Source organism: Draconibacterium orientale, from assembly GCF_900111425.1.
Classification (GTDB): Bacteria; Bacteroidota; Bacteroidia; order Bacteroidales; family Prolixibacteraceae; genus Draconibacterium; species Draconibacterium orientale.
This window is the reverse complement of sequence record NZ_FOHT01000021.1, coordinates 33,198-50,667: the sequence shown is the minus strand read 5'-3', so window position 1 is coordinate 50,667 and position 17,470 is coordinate 33,198. Positions and strand designations below refer to the sequence as shown.

Here is a 17,470-nt window from a genome sequence, read left to right as displayed (position 1 = left end):
ATATGCTTAATGTATACATACTAAAACGGATCGGATCCTTTTCGAAACAGAAAAGCTACGGTTCGCAGAGTGATTTTGGGGATTAGCGGTTTGTAACCGCTGTTAAATTGCACCAAAAAAGAGAGTCCGGGGCTGTATACATTAAGACCTTCAAGGTTTTTGAAACCTTGAAGGTCTCACAGAAATTAGCTGCGAACCTTCTTCCAAGTTTAAAACTTTGGAAAAGATGAAACTGTTCCGAACTGATGCAGTCGCATCCTGACTACACCATCTTTTTCAGCTGGAACAAATCCTGGCGGCGGTCTTTCAGGTTTCTTACACTACCAAACTGGTTGAGTTCGCGCAACAAACCGATATCCACATCGGCAATTAAAATCATTTCGGTATTTGGCGTGGCTTCGGCTTTTATTCCGTTTACCGGGAAAGCAAAATCGCAGGGTGTAAATACCATCGACTGTGCATACTGAATATCCATGTTATGCACTTTCGGCAGGTTGCCCACACTTCCGGCAATGGCCACGTAACATTCGTTTTCAATAGCGCGTGCCTGCGAGCAATTCCGTACGCGCGAAAAACCATTTTGCGTATCGGTTAAAAAAGGTACAAACAAAATATCCACGCCTTCGTCAGCCAGCAAACGACTCAATTCCGGAAATTCCGAGTCGTAGCAAATCAACACACCGATCTTCCCGCAATCGGTATCCAGTGCTTTTAAAGTATGGCCTCCCTGCATTCCCCAAACTTTTACCTCGTCGGGGGTTACGTGCAGTTTTTCGTAACGCTCGGTGCTTCCGTCGCGGCGGCAAAGGTAGCCTACGTTGAACAACTTGTCGTCCACCAGCTCGGGCATACTTCCGGTAATAATATTGATGTTGTAACTAATGGCCAACTCCGAAAACTTTGCGGTAATAGCTTCGGTGTGCTTGGCCAAATCGCGAATGGCTTCGGGTTCGGTTAAGTGGTTATTTTCGGCCATAAGCGGCGCGTTAAAAAACTCGGGGAACAGCGCAAAATCGCAACGGTAACCCGAAACGGCATCAACGAAAAATTCAGCCTGCAACATCAGGTCTTCCAGGGTTTTGTAAGGCCGCATTTGCCATTGCACCAAACCCAAACGAACCACCGTTTTTGTGATCTCCGGCTTTTTCCGTGGCTTCTCGTAGTAAATGTTATCCCACTCCAGCAGCACCGCGTATTCATTCGAATCGGTGTCGCCTTCGAGGTAGCCCTTTATAATTTTTGCCGGGTGAAAATCGTTCGATATCTGAAAGTTCAGCACCGGATCGTGAATTTCTTTGGTACGCACTTTCTGTATGTACTCTTTTGGCGACAGTTCATTCTGGTAAAGGTGATAGTTGGGAATCCGTCCGCCAAAGGCAATTCCTTTTAAATTAAGCCGTTCGCACAACTCTTTTCGGTAATCGTACAGCCGGCGCCCCAAGCGCAATCCACGAAATTCGGGTTTAATAAAAACATCAATTCCGTACAACATATCGCCATTGGGCGAGTGCGTTTCGAAGGTATAATTCCCGGTAATTTCCTTGTACGTGTGATTATCTTCAAACTTATCGTAATCAACCACAATGGCAAGTGCACAACCGGCAATCTGCCCGTTTACCTTCAGCACCACCTGGCCCTCGGGGAAACGATCGATAAGCGATTTTATATGATGCTCTTTCCAATAGGCATCGGGCATGCTGGTGTACACCTCAATCATCGCCTGTTTGAGTTCCTGGTAATCGTCGAATTTTAAGTATTCCAGTTCTATATTATCAATTTCCTGCATATTTGTTTTGGTTAAAATTTTTTACAACCACTTTTTTCGTTTAAAATAAATCAGTAATCCGCCTCCAAGGATTGAAATAATTATCCAGAAAACCAGATAACCATATTTGAATTTAAGTTCGGGGATGTATTCAAAGTTCATTCCGTAAATACCGGCAATAAAGGTTAGCGGAATAAATATCGATGCAAAAATAGTAAGAGTTTTCATCACCTCGTTCATGCGGTTACTCATGTTCGAATTGTAGATATTCAGCTGGTCGGAGGTCATATTATTGTACATTTCCACGGCTTCCGAACACTGAACAACCATGTCATTCAAATCTTTTAAATAAGCAATATTCTTTTCCTTGAAGAAAGTATCTTCGGCGCGTAACAACGAGGCCATAAACTCGCGCATGGGGCGCACGGCTTTGCGCGTGAAATTCAATTCTGTTTTAAAACGATAGATTTCCTCTACAATTTTTGAGTCCATGGTTTTAAAAAGCCGATCCTCAATATCTTCCACCTGCCGGCCAATATTTTCAATCAGCATCGAATAATTATCCACCAAAGCATCCATTAAAACATAAGCCAGGTAATCGTTTCCGCTAACACGAATGCGACCTTTACTTTTGCGGATACGCTCGCGAACCCCTTCAAAAAAATGCGCTCTTTGTTCCTGCAGCGTCAACACATAGTTTTCGCCCAAAATCAAGGTAAGCTGCTCGGCACGTATGCGATACCCATCTTTTTCCTGAAGCAGAATTTTCATAATAAAAGCATCGTAATGCTCACCATTTTCGTATTTCGGAGGTTGGTCGGTATTCAGAATATCTTCAAGCAAAAGTGAAGGCAATTTAAATCCTTCACCCAGCTTTTTAATCATCTCCAAATCATGCAGGCCGTAAATATTTACCCAGTTTACCTTACCCGCTTTAAAATTTTGCCGTGCCGTGGCTATCGAATCAACTGTTTCCTCGTGCAATTCCTCTTTGTCGTAGGTAATAAACTGAATTTCTGACTGTTCCATTTTTTGTCTGCCGATTAAAACCAGCGAACCGGGAACAGCTCCCTTTGCATTTGAGCGATCTTTTAAAAAACGTGCCATATTTTAAATTTATGCTTCGGAATACAAAAGCAGCCAGCTTTTATGCCCGAAGAATTTTAGCCAATTTAAGAAATAAATTGCTTTAAATACAAGCGGAAACAGAATGTGATTCGTAAAAATTAACTGCGTTAAAAGACAAAAAAAAAATTCTACCTGCAATAACTACAGATGGAATTTTCAAGCTTCAAACTTTGGTCTTCCGACTTGCGGCTTCTCTTATTTCTGCCTGAAATAAATTTGAATAGGTACGCCGGTAAAGTTAAAGTTGTCGCGCAGCTGGTTTTCGATGTACCTTTTATACGGCTCTTTAATGTATTGCGGCAAGTTGGCAAACAATGCAAAGGCCGGTGTTGGCGATGGCAACTGCGTACAATATTTAATTTTTATGTATTTACCTTTTACCGATGGAGGCCCGTATTCTTCAATTGCCTCGAGTAATACCTGGTTCAATTCCGATGTTTTTATGCGCTGCTTGCGGTTTTCGTGAACCTCCATGGCAACCTCCAGCGCTTTGTGCACGCGCTGTTTTGTTAATGCCGAAATAAAAATGATCGGCACATCGGTAAACGGCGCCAAACGGTCGTGAATTTCCTGCGTCATTTTTTTGGTAGTCATGGTGTCTTTGTCAATCAAATCCCACTTGTTCACCAAAATAACCACACCCTTTTTGTTTTTGATGATCAGATTCAGAATGTTCATGTCCTGCGCTTCCACTCCGCGTGTTGCATCAATCAGCAACAAACATACATCTGAATTTTCGATGGTACGCACCGAACGCAATACCGAATAAAACTCCAGGTCTTCGCTTACTTTTCCTTTTTTTCGCAGTCCGGCTGTGTCAACGATCATAAAATCGTGACCGAACTTATTGTATCGGGTATGAATGGAATCGCGTGTTGTTCCGGCAACATCGGTTACTATGTTGCGGTCTTCGCCAATCAAAGCATTAATAAACGACGATTTACCCACATTCGGGCGGCCAACAACCGACAGGTGTGGCAATTCATGCTCTTCTTCCAACGACTCTCTATTTGGGAATTTATCGACCAGAGCATCCAGCATATCGCCGGTTCCGCTTCCGGTCATCGACGAAATACAATAGATTTCTCCCAATCCTAAGCCGTAAAACTCCTGCGCGTCCAGAATTCTGTTATGGTTATCGACTTTATTTACCACCAGGACAATTTCCTTTTTGCTACGACGTAAAATATTCGCGATGGCATCATCCAGGTCGGTAATTCCGGCTTCCACATCCACCACAAACATAATTACATCGGCCTCATCAATGGCCAAATGCACCTGTTTGTTGATTTCTGCTTCAAAAACATCTTCCGAATTCACCACATAACCTCCGGTGTCAATCACCGAATATTCAACGCCAATCCACTCGCCTTTTCCGTAATTACGGTCGCGGGTAACGCCGGCTGTTTCGTCAACAATGGCTTTACGCTGTTCAATCAAACGATTAAACAAAGTTGATTTACCCACATTCGGGCGTCCTACTATTGCTACTATTCTGCTGCTCATTTCTCTTTCAATTTTGTTAAGGGCTAAAGCCCATGTTTTCCGGAGGCTTCTAAATTCCCCGACTTAAAAGTCGGGGCTATGGATAGCTCTTCTTCAGGATATAATCCTCACTTCCGTCTCCGGTCTTCTGTCTTTTTAAAATTTATCGTACCCAAATTTTTTCAACTGGCCGTCTTTCTCACGCCAGTCTTTGGCTACTTTCACATACAATTCGAGGAAAATTTTCTTGTCGAAAAACTCTTCGGCGTCAGCACGTGCTTCTGTTCCCACACGTTTTATACTTTTCCCCTGATGGCCGATAATAATTCCTTTCTGGCTTTCGCGCGAAACATAAATTACCGTGCGGATATTGATAATTTTCTCCTCTTCTTTAAACTCTTCCACCTCAACTTCAACCGAATAAGGAATTTCTTTTTGGTAATGCAGAAGAATTTTCTCGCGAATAATTTCCTGCATGAAAAAACGCTCGTTGCGGTCGGTTAATTGCTCTTTCGAGAAAAAGGCCGGACCTTCGGGCAAGTGCTCCAAAATACGATCGAAAATAGGTTCGATATTAAATTTTTCGAGCGCCGAAATTGGGAATACATCTGCTCCCGGAAATATGTTCGACCAGTGATCGTACAATTTTAACACCTCTTCCTGGTTCGACAGATCGATCTTGTTCAGCAACACGATAACCGGCATGTTCGACTTACGTACTTTCTCGATATACTCCGGATTTTTGTCCACCTTTTCTTTTACATCGGTAACAAAAAGAATCACGTCGGCATCGATTAAAGCTGTATCAACAAACTTCATCATCGATTCCTGAAGTCTGTAACTAGGCTTCAGAATACCGGGAGTATCGGAATAAACAATCTGGAAATCGTCGCCACTTACAATGCCTTTAATCCGGTGGCGCGTGGTTTGCATTTTTTGGGTAATGATAGACAATTTTTCGCCTACCAGTGCATTCATAATTGTTGATTTTCCCACATTCGGGTTGCCAACAATGTTCACAAATCCTGCTTTATGTGTCATTATTTCAAATAATTAGGTGTTCCTTCCCTTGCGGGAATTCTCTGTTATTTTCTAAAAATCGGCACAAAGATAATCGAATTCAACAAATTGTGTTCACCACTGCATAATATTTTGATTTTCAACGAAAAAGTTTCATACCAGCACTCGCATACACCATCGCCTTTCCTTTTGATTTTAGGCCATTTTTTCGTATCTTAAATGATCCGACAGCTTTATTAAAAAAATTTTCGCCATGGATTCAATTGCTTTTTGGGACAAGGTTGGCATCTCCGTACGTGCACGCAAAATTCTTCAGAAATTATTGGCCGAGAATCCGGTGCTTGAAAAGATCATCAGAAATGCCAACAATGTTGTTGAAATTCATGAAGCGTTACGCAATTGGGTTTTGCCGGTTTTAAAACGCAATCCGGCTGCCGAAAGTTACTACCTCGGAACCTCTACCGACGAAGAACTGGCCGAAAAACTAAGCTGGCAGGATTTCGCAGCAATCCGCATCCTGGATTATATCGACAATGCAGGCAAGGAATTTCCCGACCAGAATATTGGCGGCCAACTGGCACAAACCAACCCGTTTAAAATGCTGTGGCTGGCCACGCACAAAGGAACCAGCGGTGCCGAACCCGCTTTTTTCGAAGATATGCTGCAGCTGTTTCGGCAGCTAAACGACACACAAATTCGAACACATCCCACAAAAAGCCAGGTAGAAAACTGGATGAAAAAATATCCTTCAGGACTTGATCCGGTGGTAGAAAATCTGCGACAAGAAAATAAAAAGCGGATTATCCGGATTTTGATCGAGAAAATCGATTGTGGCGATATCTCCAGTCATAAATATTCTTTTGAACCGGGGTTAAGTTTCGCCGAAAAAGAAAAGTTGATGAACCAGTGGTGGCTCGACAGTAATTTTCATTTGCGCTTTGCCATTCGTTCGCCTGAATTGCTGAACGAAATGCTCGACTACACGCTTACCGAAGAAACGATGAAAGTGCTGAAAAAGGCACGCAGAAAAGGCATTCCGTTTTTTGTAAATCCGTATTACCTGTCGCTGTTAAATTCGTACATCCCCGATTACGTGGTGGGTGCCGACATGGCCATTCGTTGTTATGTAATTTACAGCAAACAGCTGGTGGAGGAGTTCGGAAAAATTGTTGCCTGGGAAAAAGAAGACAAGGTAAAACCCGGCGAGCCAAATGCTGCGGGCTGGCTTTTGCCCTCGCACAATATACACCGGCGCTACCCCGAGGTTGCCATTTTTATTCCCGACACGGTTGGCCGGGCCTGCGGTGGTTTATGTGCCAGCTGTCAGCGCATGTACGATTTTCAGAGCGGGCGTTACAATTTTAATCTCGACAAGCTGAAACCACAAAAAACGTGGAAAGAACGCCTGCCAGTTTTACTCGATTATTTCAGAAACGACGCACAGCTTCGCGATATTCTGATAACCGGTGGCGATGCTTTAATGAGCAGCAACAATAGTATGAAACAAATTCTGGATGCTGTTTACAATATGGCACTAGTAAAAATTGAAGACAATAAATCGCGTGCTGAGGGAGAAAAATATGCCGAAATTGTTCGCATTCGGATTGGTACGCGTTTGCCGGCTTATTTGCCACAACGCATAACTCCCGATCTTTGCAAAGTCCTTTCAGCATTTAAAAAGAAAGCACAAAAAGCAGGCATAAGGCAGTTTGTTATTCAGGCGCACTTTCAGTCGCCAATGGAAATCACCTCCGAGTCGAAACGAGCTGTTCAGTTGCTGCTTGAATCCGGCTGGGCGGTTACCAACCAGGAAGTTTTTACCACGGCAGCCTCAAGGCGTGGACACAGTGTAAAACTGCGGCATGTACTGAATAAAATCGGGGTACTTTCGTACTACACCTTTACCGTGAAAGGGTTTAAAGAAAACAAAAGCAACTTTACCCCCAACTCGCGCCTGATGCAGGAACGCATGGAAGAAAAAATATTTGGAACGATACCGCAAAAAGACATGGACTTTGCCCAACATCTTTTGGTTAATCCGGCTAATATTGTGAAGCATATAAGAGCCCTGCACCAGGAAACTCAACTTCCGTTTTTAGCCACCGACCGAAGCATCCTGAATCTTCCGGGTGTAGGGAAAAGCATGACCTTCAGAACCATAGGCATTACGCGCTACGGCCGCCGGATTTTGGAATTCGACCACGATCCTACGCGTGCCCACAGTCCGATTATCCATAAAATGGGTAAGGTAATCGTTATCGAGTCGAAATCGCTCGACGAATACCTTGAGCAGCTGGAAGAAATGGGCGAAAACCGCGAAGATTACAACGGTGTTTACGGCTACACCATTGGGCACACCGAACCACGAATGGCCATGTACGAATACCCGCAATACTATTACCGGGTAACCAACGAAATTTCAAATCTGGAAATCTGATTACTGATTTTCCTTCACGTACTTCATTACATTTATGAAGGAGTCGTTATAAAAATCGCCTTGGTTTTCACTTACATATTGCAACAGTTTTTTGTGCACATCTGCTGCTGTATTCAGGTAACCGCCACCCACATTGTGAAACATAAACACCACAATTGTTCCTTTTGCCCGGGCTTCCTCAACCTGGGTAATCAAATCCTGAATATCCGGATCAACAGACATATAACTGGGGGTTTTCCAGGTTTTGTAATCGTCCATTGTTTCCGGAATTGGGCCATCGCAACGGGCAGCCACAAATATATTTTTTACCGAATCGGTAAAATCTACTCCGTTAGCAACATAGTTACTGCAGGTATATCCGTACGATCGCTCTGTATTTCCATCAACTGCTTTTAATAAAGTATTAGCCGTTTTTAGTTCGGCAACAATTTGTTCGGGCGTATAAGCTCTCAGGTCGTACTCGGGTTTTACCCAATCCTGCCCGGTTCCGTCGCACGGGTGAAATAAAGTATGATTCCCTAACTCGTGTCCTCGTTTTGTAATGGCACGCCACTCTTCGGTTCGGTTGTATAAGCATGGCGAATTACCCGTACAGAAAAATGTTCCTTTCAAACCAAACTCATCCAACTGCGGAACGGCAATATCCAAATGACAATCCAAAGCATCGTCGTAAGTAAAAACTACCGCCGCTTTGGCGCCGTTTGGCCATGTAAACTGTGCATTCGAGGTGAAAGCAAAAACCGTCAATATAAAAATCAGCAATGTTCTCATAGCTCCAGATCCTCTATTAATTCTGCACTCAGTGTTCCCGATCCAATTTCACGAACTTCGCCGGTCATTCGGATTTCCCAGTCTTCATCAATTTCGATGGCCAGGTTTCCGCCCGGCATTTTTATGGTAAGGTTGCGCTCTGTCAATCCACGTTTCACTACCGTGCACGCCACGGCACACGACGAACTTCCCGATGCCAGGGTCCAGCCGGCACCGCGCTCCCAAATCATCACTTCCACTTCGGTTGGAGAAACTACTTTTGCAAACTGCACATTTATGCGGTTCGGAAACATCGGATTCGTCTCAATTTGCGGCCCGAAGGTTTTTATTTCCTTTTCATCCAACTCATCCGTTAAAACCACACAGTGCGGATTACCTACCGACACACAATTAATTTCGTATCCGCGGTATTCCAACTCCAGTGTATCACCAATACATTCCTCTTTTTCGCAGTTAACAGGTATTTTTTTCGATTCGAAAATCGCTTTACCCATGTCCACTTTTATCATAAAAGCCTTGCCGTTTTTTTCCTCGGTAATTTCTGCACGAACAAGTCCTCCGGGAGTTTCAATGCTAAACGATTTTTCTGCGGTAAAACCATGGTCGTACAAATATTTAGCAAAAATACGCAGCCCATTGCCACTTTTTTCGGCTTCCGAACCATCGGGATTGAGAATGCGCAAACCAAAGTCAGCATTTTCGCTTGGCACTTTTAAAAGAATGCCGTCGGAACCAATTCCAAAATGCACATCGCAAATTCGGATTATAGCTTTTTCTGTTAATTCAAAAGTTATGTCTTCCTGGTTTAAAACGATATAATCGTTTCCCAGGCCATGTGATTTTACAAAGAAGTTTTGCATAATTATGTTCCCTTTTTAATAATTGTCAAAATTATAATTCTTAATGAACTCATTGTACTCTTCCTCCCAACTTTTCTTTTTGTGATGAATTTCTTGATTATGGATATAAGTTTTCACTTTCTCAACTTGCGATTCACTTATCGAAACGGCAAAGTATTCATCTGCCCATTTAAAGTTCTTACCTAAGTTTTCTTTATTAATCCAATATGAGCTTTCGCCTTTTAACAGCTGAATCACTTTAGCAATGTTCTGTTCGGGCAACAGTGATATTAAACAATGAACATGATCTCGATATCCATTAATAGAATAAATCAAAATCCCCTTTGTCCTGGCATTTGCTAAGATATGATCCAATATTTTCTGTTTATTTTCATCTGTTAAAAGCGGAACTTTGGATTTCGTCCCCCATACACAATGTAACCAATTTCGAACGTATGACATATCTTAAAATTTGAGGGCTAAAGCCCGGTTATTAGTTTATTCTCATAACCCCAGGCTTAAGCCTGGGGTTATGCGGCATTCCAACAAATCAGGGTTTTAACCCTGATTATTATTTCAAATAAGGTCAGGTTGCGAATAAGCTTTGAATTCCATTTAAAAATCTGTTTCCAATAAAAATAGGAAATATTACTTAAAATATAGGTTTATGAAAATCAAGATTCTATACCTCGATTCATAGAAACAGTACCAGCCCCATTCGTAAATTTTTGTTTTATTAAATTAATCTAAATAACCGCGCAGGAATTCGTCTCAAAAATACTTGCCGATAGTTTTTTTTATCTTTACGCTTCAATTTGGAAAACAGTATAAAATAGACAGATATGGCAAAAATCAACGAGAATTACCTGAAACTTCAGGCCGGATATCTTTTCCCGGAAATTGGACGCAGAGTGAGCGAATTTATCGATGCCAATCCCGATAAAAAAGTAATTAAAATGGGCATCGGCGATGTTACCCAACCATTGGTCCCCAGTGTTGTAAAAGCTTTTCACGAAGGTGTTGACGAAATGGCCAAAGGCGAAACGTTTAAAGGCTACGGCCCCGAACAAGGTTACGCTTTCCTGCGCGAAGCCATTGCCAAACATTCGTACCAGGAAAAAGGAATCGATATTTCAGCGGATGAGATTTTTGTTTCTGACGGATCGAAATGCGACACCGGAAATATTCAGGAGATTTTTGGCAACGACAATAAAATTGCCATCTGCGATCCGGTTTACCCGGTTTATGCCGACACAACGGTAATGAGCGGAAAAACAGGCACTTGCCAGGCAAACGGCCATTACGAAGGAATAATTTACATGCCTTGTACAAAAGAAAACGGCTTTATTCCTGAGCTGCCAACCGAAACTCCCGACCTGATTTTCCTTTGCTACCCCAACAATCCAACCGGAACAGTTGCCAGCAAAGAAGAACTGAAAAAGTGGGTGGATTATGCCATCGAAAAAAATGCGATCATTCTTTACGATGCGGCCTACGAAGCTTTTATTACCGAAGATGGAATTCCGCGTTCGATCTACGAAATTGAAGGCGCTAAAAAAGTGGCCATCGAATTCCGCAGTTTCTCGAAAACAGCCGGTTTTACCGGAACACGCTGTGCCATTACCGTTATTCCAAACGAATTGGTTGCTTACGATTCGGAAGGACAAGCGCACCAGGTAAAAAAATTGTGGAACCGTCGTCAATCGACCAAATTCAACGGCGTTTCGTACCCGGTTCAAAAAGCAGCTGCTGCCATTTTCACCGAAGAAGGTAAAAAAGAGGTAGAAGAAGTAATTGCTTACTACCTGGAAAATGCCAAAATAATGCGCGAAAGCCTGGCCGAAATTGGCTACGAAGTTTATGGTGGAGTTAACGCACCTTACGTGTGGGTGAAAACCAAAAACAACATGACATCGTGGGACTTTTTCGATAAAGTGTTAAACGAAGCGAATTTGGTTGGTACTCCGGGATCTGGTTTTGGCCCGGCAGGTGAAGGTTACTTCCGTTTTTCAGCTTTTGCCGACCGCGAAAATGTGCTGGAAGCCATGGAACGTGTTAAGAACTTATCGTAACAAACTACAGATAAACAAAAAACCGGACTGCTTACAGTCCGGTTTTTTTATGCTTTGATAGTCGTTTTCTGCTATTTAAATGCTAACGTTGCTTTCTTCCCGGATACACTTTTAATGCTTCAGCCAGAATCTTCAAACAAACGGCCAAATCGGCTTTGTTTAGCACATAGGCAATCCGCACTTCATCCTGCCCTTTATCCGAGCCGGTATAAAAACCCGAAGCCGGTGCAAGGAAAACGGTTTGTCCTTCGTACTGAAAATCGGATAATAACCAGGCGCAAAATTTATCGGCATTATCAACCGGTAAACGCGCAACGGTATAAAATGCGCCCATCGGTATTGGCGAATACACACCATCGATGCGGTTCAATCCGTCAATCAGAAACTTGCGTCGCTGAACATACTCGTTGTAGTTATTGAGCATGTAATCCGGGTCGGCATCCAACGAAGCTTCGGCGGCAATTTGCCCGATAAGCGGCGGACTCAACCGTGCCTGGCAAAACTTCATCACATTCCTTTTTACTTCTTTATTTTTGGTAATCAGTGCACCAATCCGCAAACCACATTCACTGTAACGTTTTGATACCGAGTCGATCAAAACAACATTCTGCTCAATTCCTTCTAAATGAAAAGCAGAAATATAAGGAGCGCCGGTATAACAAAACTCACGGTAAACCTCGTCGGAAAACAAATACAGATCGTATTTTTTCACCAAATCGCGAATGGCATTCATTTCCTGCTGGGTATATAAATATCCGGTTGGGTTATTCGGGTTGCAAATCATAATCCCCTTGGTTTTTGGGGTAATCAGCTTCTCGAATTCCTCGATTGCAGGCAATACAAATCCTTCCTCGATATCTCCCGGAATCGATCGGATTTTAGCTCCGGCCACAATGGCAAAAGCTTCGTAGTTGGCATAAGCCGGCTCGGGCACAATAATTTCGTCGCCCGGGTCCAAACAACTCATAAACGCAAAGGTTACCGCCTCGCTACCTCCCGAGGTAACAATGATATCGTCGGCCGAAACATCAATATCAAATTTGTGGTAATATTTTGCCAGCTTCTGACGAAACGACAAAATTCCCTCGCTCGGCGTATATTCCAGAATTTCCCGGTCGATCGACCGGATGGCCACCAGCGCTTCAGGAGGTGTTGGCAAATCGGGCTGCCCGATGTTTAAATGGAACACTTTAACTCCTTTCTCTTTAGCTTCATGAGCTAACGGAGCTAATTTCCTGATGGGTGAATCAGGCATTATCCTTCCTCTCTCTGATACTGTCGGCATGTTATATAATATATTTTACAGGCAGGCAAAGATAAGATTATCAATCTGAAAACAATAACCTAAAATTTCGAACAAATTAACATGTTGTCACAAACTTAACTTACAATTTTCAAGCATCTGGCATCACACCTACTACTTTTGCAATAAATTGTTGTAAATCCTGAGAATTTGTCATGTTTTAGTCACAAATAGAGGTCTATTTTTGAAGTCAGAAGAAACTAAAATCTATACGAAAATGATAATTGGAGTACCAAAGGAAATTAAAAATAACGAAAACCGTATTGCACTAACACCTGCCGGTGCTGCGGAGTTGGTTAAACATGGCCATGAAGTATATGTTCAGGCCGGAGGTGGCATGGGCAGCGGTTTCCAGGATGAAGATTATATCGGAGCCGGAGCCAAAATGCTTCCAACCATTGAAGATGTTTACGGCATTGCCGAAATGATCATCAAAGTAAAAGAGCCCATCGAAGAGGAATACAAGCTGATTAAAGAAGGACAAATTCTTTACACTTACTTCCACTTTGCATCGTGCGAGCCATTAACACACGCCATGATCGCAAACAAATCGGTTTGTTTGGCCTACGAAACTGTTGAGTTGCCCGATCGTTCGCTTCCGTTGCTCGTGCCAATGAGCGAGGTTGCCGGTCGTATGTCGATTCAGGAAGGTGCTAAATACCTGGAAAAAACTTATGGCGGTTACGGCGTGCTTCTTGGTGGAGTTGCCGGAGTTCTTCCTGCCAAAGTTTTGATTATTGGTGGTGGTATTGTAGGTACCGAAGCAGCAAAAATGGCTGCCGGACTGGGTGCCGATGTTACCATTATGGATGTATCGTTGAAACGCCTTCGTTACCTCGACGATATTATGCCGGCCAACGTAAAAACCATGATGAGCAACGAGTTTAACATTCGCGAAATGGTAAAAACGCACGACGTTATTATTGGTGCGGTTCTTATTCCGGGTGCCAAAGCACCACATTTGGTAACTCGCGACATGCTGAAAACCATGAAGCCGGGCACTGTTTTGGTTGACGTGGCAGTTGACCAGGGTGGCTGTTTCGAAACTACACATGCCACTACACACGCCGATCCGACTTTTGTAATTGATGATGTATTGCACTACTGTGTGGCCAACATGCCGGGAGCAGTTCCACGCACTTCAACCATTGCATTAACCAATGCTACACTTCCGTATGCTATTGAAATTGCCGGAAAAGGATGGAAACAAGCATGTATCGACAACGAGCCATTACGCAAAGGCCTGAATGTTGTTGACGGCAAAGTAGTTTACAAAGGCGTTGCCGAAGCTTTCGACCTGCCTTACGAAAGTGTTGAAAACGTTCTCTAAAAACCAATACAAAATAATTTCAAAAAGCCTTTCCCGTTAATTTGGGAAGGGCTTTTTTATGAAAGTCCCCATCTCTTTAGGTGTATTGCCTTTTGTGTTTCGTCCGGAAGAACCATCTGGCTTCGATCTGCTTGCTTCGCCGGACGATTTCGCTTTGGTCATTTCTTCCCGGCGCTACGCACCGGGTTAATCACATTAGACGCTTTTAGCGTCATGAAAAATTTGCAATTCCGACATGGCTGGCCAATAAAGTCGTCTTAACTTGGTATTCCAATTCAATATCCCGAAGGGATAAAATAGGATTAACCTCGGGTGAAACCCGGGGGTGATGAGAAAGTAAATTAAAGGCGCAAATAATCAGTTATTCAACGCACAACTGCTGTATGCGCCTTGTAATCTGATTTTTTTATGAAATGCTGTCGTTAGGCCTCACTTTCATCACTGTTGGTGATTTCCGGGAATCATGAATGTTTTTTATGAAAGCGGATCAAAGGAAGACAGTTGTTTTTCGTCCGGTGCAACCATTAGCGTTGAATAGCCTTCTTCGCCGGATGAACTAAATCACAACCATTTACCTGGGGCGACATAATTCTTTGAATTACTTTGCCCCGGGCTAAAATATTACGCACTTTCAGCGCTTATAATTAAGAGCTCCAAAGGAGCGACAAGCAATAACCCGGCGCGACTGACAGCAGTCAGGAAGCGCCGGGTAAATGAATGAAGAAAATCTCGTCCGGCGAAGAAAGCTGGATAGTGGCTGTTTGCCGACCCGGACGAAATAAACCGGAAGCAACTATTATGATTGCTTCAGCTCTTTCACTTGACAAGAGTATTTTTTTCACTTGACATCTTTTAAAACTTCACTTGTCTTCTTTTAAAAAATCACTTGACATCTTTTTATACTTCACCTGACGTTTCTATAATTTCATCAAGTCTCCTTTTTTTTGGGTTCGGTTAACTCACCCGAATGCCGCGCTCGTTCAAATTCGTTTTTCGAAATTAATAGTATCTTTAAAACTCAATTTTACTTTAAATGAGTAGTACCAAACAGAAGATTTACGAGATTATTTTTGAAGCCGACACTCCGGCAGGCAAACTTTTCGATGTGGCCCTGCTGTTCGTTATTATTATAAGCGTTGCGCTGGTGCTGCTCGAAAGTGTTCCTGCCATCCGCGATAACCATTATCAGTTACTGCGTATTCTGGAATGGTGCATTACCATTATTTTCTCGATAGAATACATGCTGCGTGTTGCCATTGTAAAAAAACCGCTGCGCTACATTTTTAGTTTCTACGGAATTATCGACCTCTTATCGGTTTTACCCACCTACATTGGACTGGTGATAGCAGGATCGCACAGCCTGGTGGTTATTCGCATACTCCGTTTACTCCGTGTTTTCCGGATATTAAAACTTACCCGCTACACACTCGCGGGCCGCTCGCTGGCAAAAGCCATTTGGAACAGCCGCGAGAAAATAAGTGTTTTTATTTTCTTCGTTACTATGCTGGTTATAATAATTGGCACTATAATGTATCTGGTCGAAGGTCCGGAACACGGTTTCACCAGCATTCCGCGCGGAATATACTGGGCAATTGTTACCCTTACAACCGTTGGCTATGGCGACATCAGTCCAGGAACGCCACTGGGGCAATTTATTGCCAGTATCGTTATGATTATGGGATATGCCATTATTGCAGTTCCAACGGGTATTGTTACTGCCGAAATCATTAATCCAACAAGCGATAAAAACACACAGGTTTGCCCGCAGTGCCTGCATCCTTCGCACGACGATGATGCTGTTTTTTGTAAGAAATGTGGTTCGCGGCTTAATCCTTAGCTATAGAAATAGTGATAGCATCACTTTGAGTGATACTATCACTAATAGTGTTCCGTTAACAATCTCAGTGTAATTGTGAATATTTAAACTGCGGAAATCGGAAGCAGTTGATTTTGAACGATTATTTTTGTGAGAAATATTTGAAAAATGAGGCAGTATTTAGATTTGTTGGAAACGATTTTGGAAAAAGGGACGGTTAAAGAAGACCGTACATGTACAGGAACAATCAGCCGCTTCGGGCACCAAATGCGGTTTGATTTAAGCGAAGGATTCCCGATGGTAACAACAAAAAAACTGCACCTGAAATCGATTATTTACGAATTGCTTTGGTTTTTAAAAGGCGATACCAACGTAAAATATTTACAGGACAACGGCGTACGCATTTGGAACGAATGGGCCGACGACGACGGCAACCTGGGGCACATTTACGGCTACCAGTGGCGCAGTTGGCCAACGCCCGATGGCGGCCACATCGACCAGATTTCGCAGGTAATTGATGCCATAAAAAACAATCCTGATTCGCGCCGCCATTTGGTGAGTGCCTGGAATGTTGGCGAACTGGATAAAATGAACCTGCCACCCTGCCACATCCTTTTTCAGTTTTATGTGGCCAATGGCAAGTTATCGTGCCAGCTGTACCAGCGCAGTGCCGACGTATTTTTGGGCGTACCTTTTAACATTGCATCGTATGCCTTGCTAACCATGATGATGGCTCAGGCTTGCGATCTTGAACCGGGTGATTTTGTACATACTTTTGGCGACGTTCATATTTATTCCAATCACGTTGAGCAGGTAAAACTGCAGTTATCGCGCGAACCCTATCCGCTGCCGCAAATGAAGATCAACCCCGATGTAAAAAGTATTTTCGATTTTAAATTCGAAGACTTTGAACTGACAGGATACCAGTCGCATCCACACATTAAAGGAGTTGTTGCCGTTTAAAATCACATTAAAATGACAAATAAAATCCAAAAGAATATCTCAATAATCGTTGCTATTGCCGAGAACTTTGCCATCGGAAAAAACAACGACCTTTTGTTTCATTTACCCAACGATTTGAAACGCTTTAAGGAAATTACCAGCGGACATACCATTATTATGGGGCGCAACACGCTGTTGTCGTTGCCCAAATGGCCCTTACCAAACCGCCGCCACATTGTAATTACCGATAAACCGGACGATGTTTTCCCGGGATGTGAAACGGTTTTTTCCATCGACGAAGCCATTGAAAAAGTGAAGGATGAAAAAGAGGCTTTTATCATCGGTGGCGGAATGATTTACAAACAATTCTTCCCGGTTGCCGGCAAACTTTACCTTACGCTTGTACACCAACCTTTTGAAGCCGACACCTTTTTCCCTGAGGTGAACTATGCCGAGTGGAATGAAGTAAAACGTGAAGACCTGTACGACGAAAAGAACGATTTTAACTATTCGTACCTGGATTTGAAACGTAACTGATTTTGCGTGTGAAACTTTCGTAGCT

The 17,470-nt window shown here is 43.0% G+C and carries 14 protein-coding genes; 6 read left to right on the top strand and 8 right to left on the bottom strand.

The genetic code is table 11. The features are described from left to right. Positions 1-262 precede the first annotated feature (262 nt). From BMW53_RS12345 to era, 4 genes are all read right to left on the bottom strand, one after another. Positions 263-1,786 carry a carbon-nitrogen hydrolase family protein gene (locus BMW53_RS12345; RefSeq protein WP_038556266.1) on the bottom strand — a complete coding sequence of 508 codons (1,524 nt, stop codon included), beginning with the start codon at positions 1,784-1,786 and terminating at the stop codon, positions 263-265. A 21-nt stretch (positions 1,787-1,807) separates the two neighbouring features. Next, a complete protein-coding gene (gene corA / locus BMW53_RS12340; RefSeq protein WP_038556268.1) occupies positions 1,808-2,872 on the bottom strand; it encodes a magnesium/cobalt transporter CorA in 1,065 nt (354 codons plus the stop codon). 216 nt (positions 2,873-3,088) lie between these two features. Beyond that, entirely contained in the window at positions 3,089-4,399 is a 1,311-nt protein-coding gene (der, locus tag BMW53_RS12335) for a ribosome biogenesis GTPase Der (protein ID WP_038556270.1), read from the bottom strand. A gap of 135 nt (positions 4,400-4,534) precedes the next feature. Then, on the bottom strand, positions 4,535-5,419 hold the full coding sequence (gene era / locus BMW53_RS12330) for a GTPase Era (protein ID WP_038556272.1): 885 nt from the start codon (positions 5,417-5,419) through the stop codon (positions 4,535-4,537). A 232-nt stretch (positions 5,420-5,651) separates the two neighbouring features. Here era and BMW53_RS12325 point away from each other — a divergent pair, with 232 nt between their 5' ends. Continuing rightward, positions 5,652-7,835: a KamA family radical SAM protein gene (locus BMW53_RS12325; protein WP_051567613.1), complete on the top strand. Its 2,184-nt coding sequence runs from the start codon at positions 5,652-5,654 to the stop codon at positions 7,833-7,835. Here BMW53_RS12325 and BMW53_RS12320 read toward each other — a convergent pair whose 3' ends face one another. From BMW53_RS12320 to tnpA, 3 genes are read right to left on the bottom strand one after another with little or no spacing between them, the layout of a single operon-like run. Continuing rightward, the gene (locus BMW53_RS12320; RefSeq protein ID WP_038556274.1) at positions 7,836-8,606 is read right to left on the bottom strand and encodes a polysaccharide deacetylase family protein; all 771 of its coding nucleotides are present in this window, start codon (positions 8,604-8,606) and stop codon (positions 7,836-7,838) included. Further along, complete coding sequence (gene dapF / locus BMW53_RS12315; RefSeq protein ID WP_038556276.1) at positions 8,603-9,466, bottom strand: diaminopimelate epimerase; 864 nt, start codon at positions 9,464-9,466, stop codon at positions 8,603-8,605. Before dapF ends, BMW53_RS12320 begins: the two co-directional genes overlap by 4 nt. Before the next feature lie 15 nt (positions 9,467-9,481). After that, positions 9,482-9,907, bottom strand: coding sequence for an IS200/IS605 family transposase (gene tnpA / locus BMW53_RS12310; protein WP_038556278.1), 426 nt, complete (start codon positions 9,905-9,907; stop codon positions 9,482-9,484). A gap of 380 nt (positions 9,908-10,287) precedes the next feature. On the opposite strand from tnpA, the gene BMW53_RS12305 reads away from it, so the two are divergent. Beyond that, positions 10,288-11,517, top strand: a complete 1,230-nt coding sequence (locus tag BMW53_RS12305; RefSeq protein ID WP_038556280.1) for an LL-diaminopimelate aminotransferase — start codon at positions 10,288-10,290, stop codon at positions 11,515-11,517. A gap of 82 nt (positions 11,518-11,599) precedes the next feature. Here BMW53_RS12305 and BMW53_RS12300 read toward each other — a convergent pair whose 3' ends face one another. Then, complete coding sequence (locus BMW53_RS12300) at positions 11,600-12,802, bottom strand: pyridoxal phosphate-dependent aminotransferase (protein WP_038556282.1); 1,203 nt, start codon at positions 12,800-12,802, stop codon at positions 11,600-11,602. A gap of 235 nt (positions 12,803-13,037) precedes the next feature. Here BMW53_RS12300 and ald point away from each other — a divergent pair, with 235 nt between their 5' ends. The 4 genes from ald to BMW53_RS12280 all read left to right on the top strand — a co-directional run bounded on the left by ald (position 13,038) and on the right by BMW53_RS12280 (position 17,445). After that, positions 13,038-14,150 (top strand): alanine dehydrogenase, encoded by a 1,113-nt coding sequence (gene ald, locus BMW53_RS12295; RefSeq protein WP_038556284.1) that lies wholly within the window; start codon positions 13,038-13,040, stop codon positions 14,148-14,150. 1,033 nt (positions 14,151-15,183) lie between these two features. Further along, a complete protein-coding gene (locus tag BMW53_RS12290) occupies positions 15,184-15,987 on the top strand; it encodes an ion transporter (RefSeq protein ID WP_038556286.1) in 804 nt (267 codons plus the stop codon). A 147-nt stretch (positions 15,988-16,134) separates the two neighbouring features. After that, positions 16,135-16,929, top strand: a complete 795-nt coding sequence (locus BMW53_RS12285; protein WP_038556288.1) for a thymidylate synthase — start codon at positions 16,135-16,137, stop codon at positions 16,927-16,929. A gap of 12 nt (positions 16,930-16,941) precedes the next feature. Beyond that, a complete protein-coding gene (locus BMW53_RS12280; protein ID WP_038556290.1) occupies positions 16,942-17,445 on the top strand; it encodes a dihydrofolate reductase in 504 nt (167 codons plus the stop codon). Positions 17,446-17,470: the final 25 nt, after the last annotated feature.

Excerpts from the sequence above, each read along its gene's own strand:
- BMW53_RS12345 (WP_038556266.1), bottom strand. The coding sequence starts at position 1,786 with ATGCAGGAAATTGATAATATAGAACTGGAATACTTAAAATTCGACGAT.
- corA (WP_038556268.1), bottom strand. The coding sequence starts at position 2,872 with ATGGCACGTTTTTTAAAAGATCGCTCAAATGCAAAGGGAGCTGTTCCC.
- der (WP_038556270.1), bottom strand. The coding sequence starts at position 4,399 with ATGAGCAGCAGAATAGTAGCAATAGTAGGACGCCCGAATGTGGGTAAA.
- era (WP_038556272.1), bottom strand. The coding sequence starts at position 5,419 with ATGACACATAAAGCAGGATTTGTGAACATTGTTGGCAACCCGAATGTG.
- BMW53_RS12325 (WP_051567613.1), top strand. The coding sequence starts at position 5,652 with ATGGATTCAATTGCTTTTTGGGACAAGGTTGGCATCTCCGTACGTGCA.
- BMW53_RS12320 (WP_038556274.1), bottom strand. The coding sequence starts at position 8,606 with ATGAGAACATTGCTGATTTTTATATTGACGGTTTTTGCTTTCACCTCG.
- dapF (WP_038556276.1), bottom strand. The coding sequence starts at position 9,466 with ATGCAAAACTTCTTTGTAAAATCACATGGCCTGGGAAACGATTATATC.
- tnpA (WP_038556278.1), bottom strand. The coding sequence starts at position 9,907 with ATGTCATACGTTCGAAATTGGTTACATTGTGTATGGGGGACGAAATCC.
- BMW53_RS12305 (WP_038556280.1), top strand. The coding sequence starts at position 10,288 with ATGGCAAAAATCAACGAGAATTACCTGAAACTTCAGGCCGGATATCTT.
- BMW53_RS12300 (WP_038556282.1), bottom strand. The coding sequence starts at position 12,802 with ATGCCGACAGTATCAGAGAGAGGAAGGATAATGCCTGATTCACCCATC.
- ald (WP_038556284.1), top strand. The coding sequence starts at position 13,038 with ATGATAATTGGAGTACCAAAGGAAATTAAAAATAACGAAAACCGTATT.
- BMW53_RS12290 (WP_038556286.1), top strand. The coding sequence starts at position 15,184 with ATGAGTAGTACCAAACAGAAGATTTACGAGATTATTTTTGAAGCCGAC.
- BMW53_RS12285 (WP_038556288.1), top strand. The coding sequence starts at position 16,135 with ATGAGGCAGTATTTAGATTTGTTGGAAACGATTTTGGAAAAAGGGACG.
- BMW53_RS12280 (WP_038556290.1), top strand. The coding sequence starts at position 16,942 with ATGACAAATAAAATCCAAAAGAATATCTCAATAATCGTTGCTATTGCC.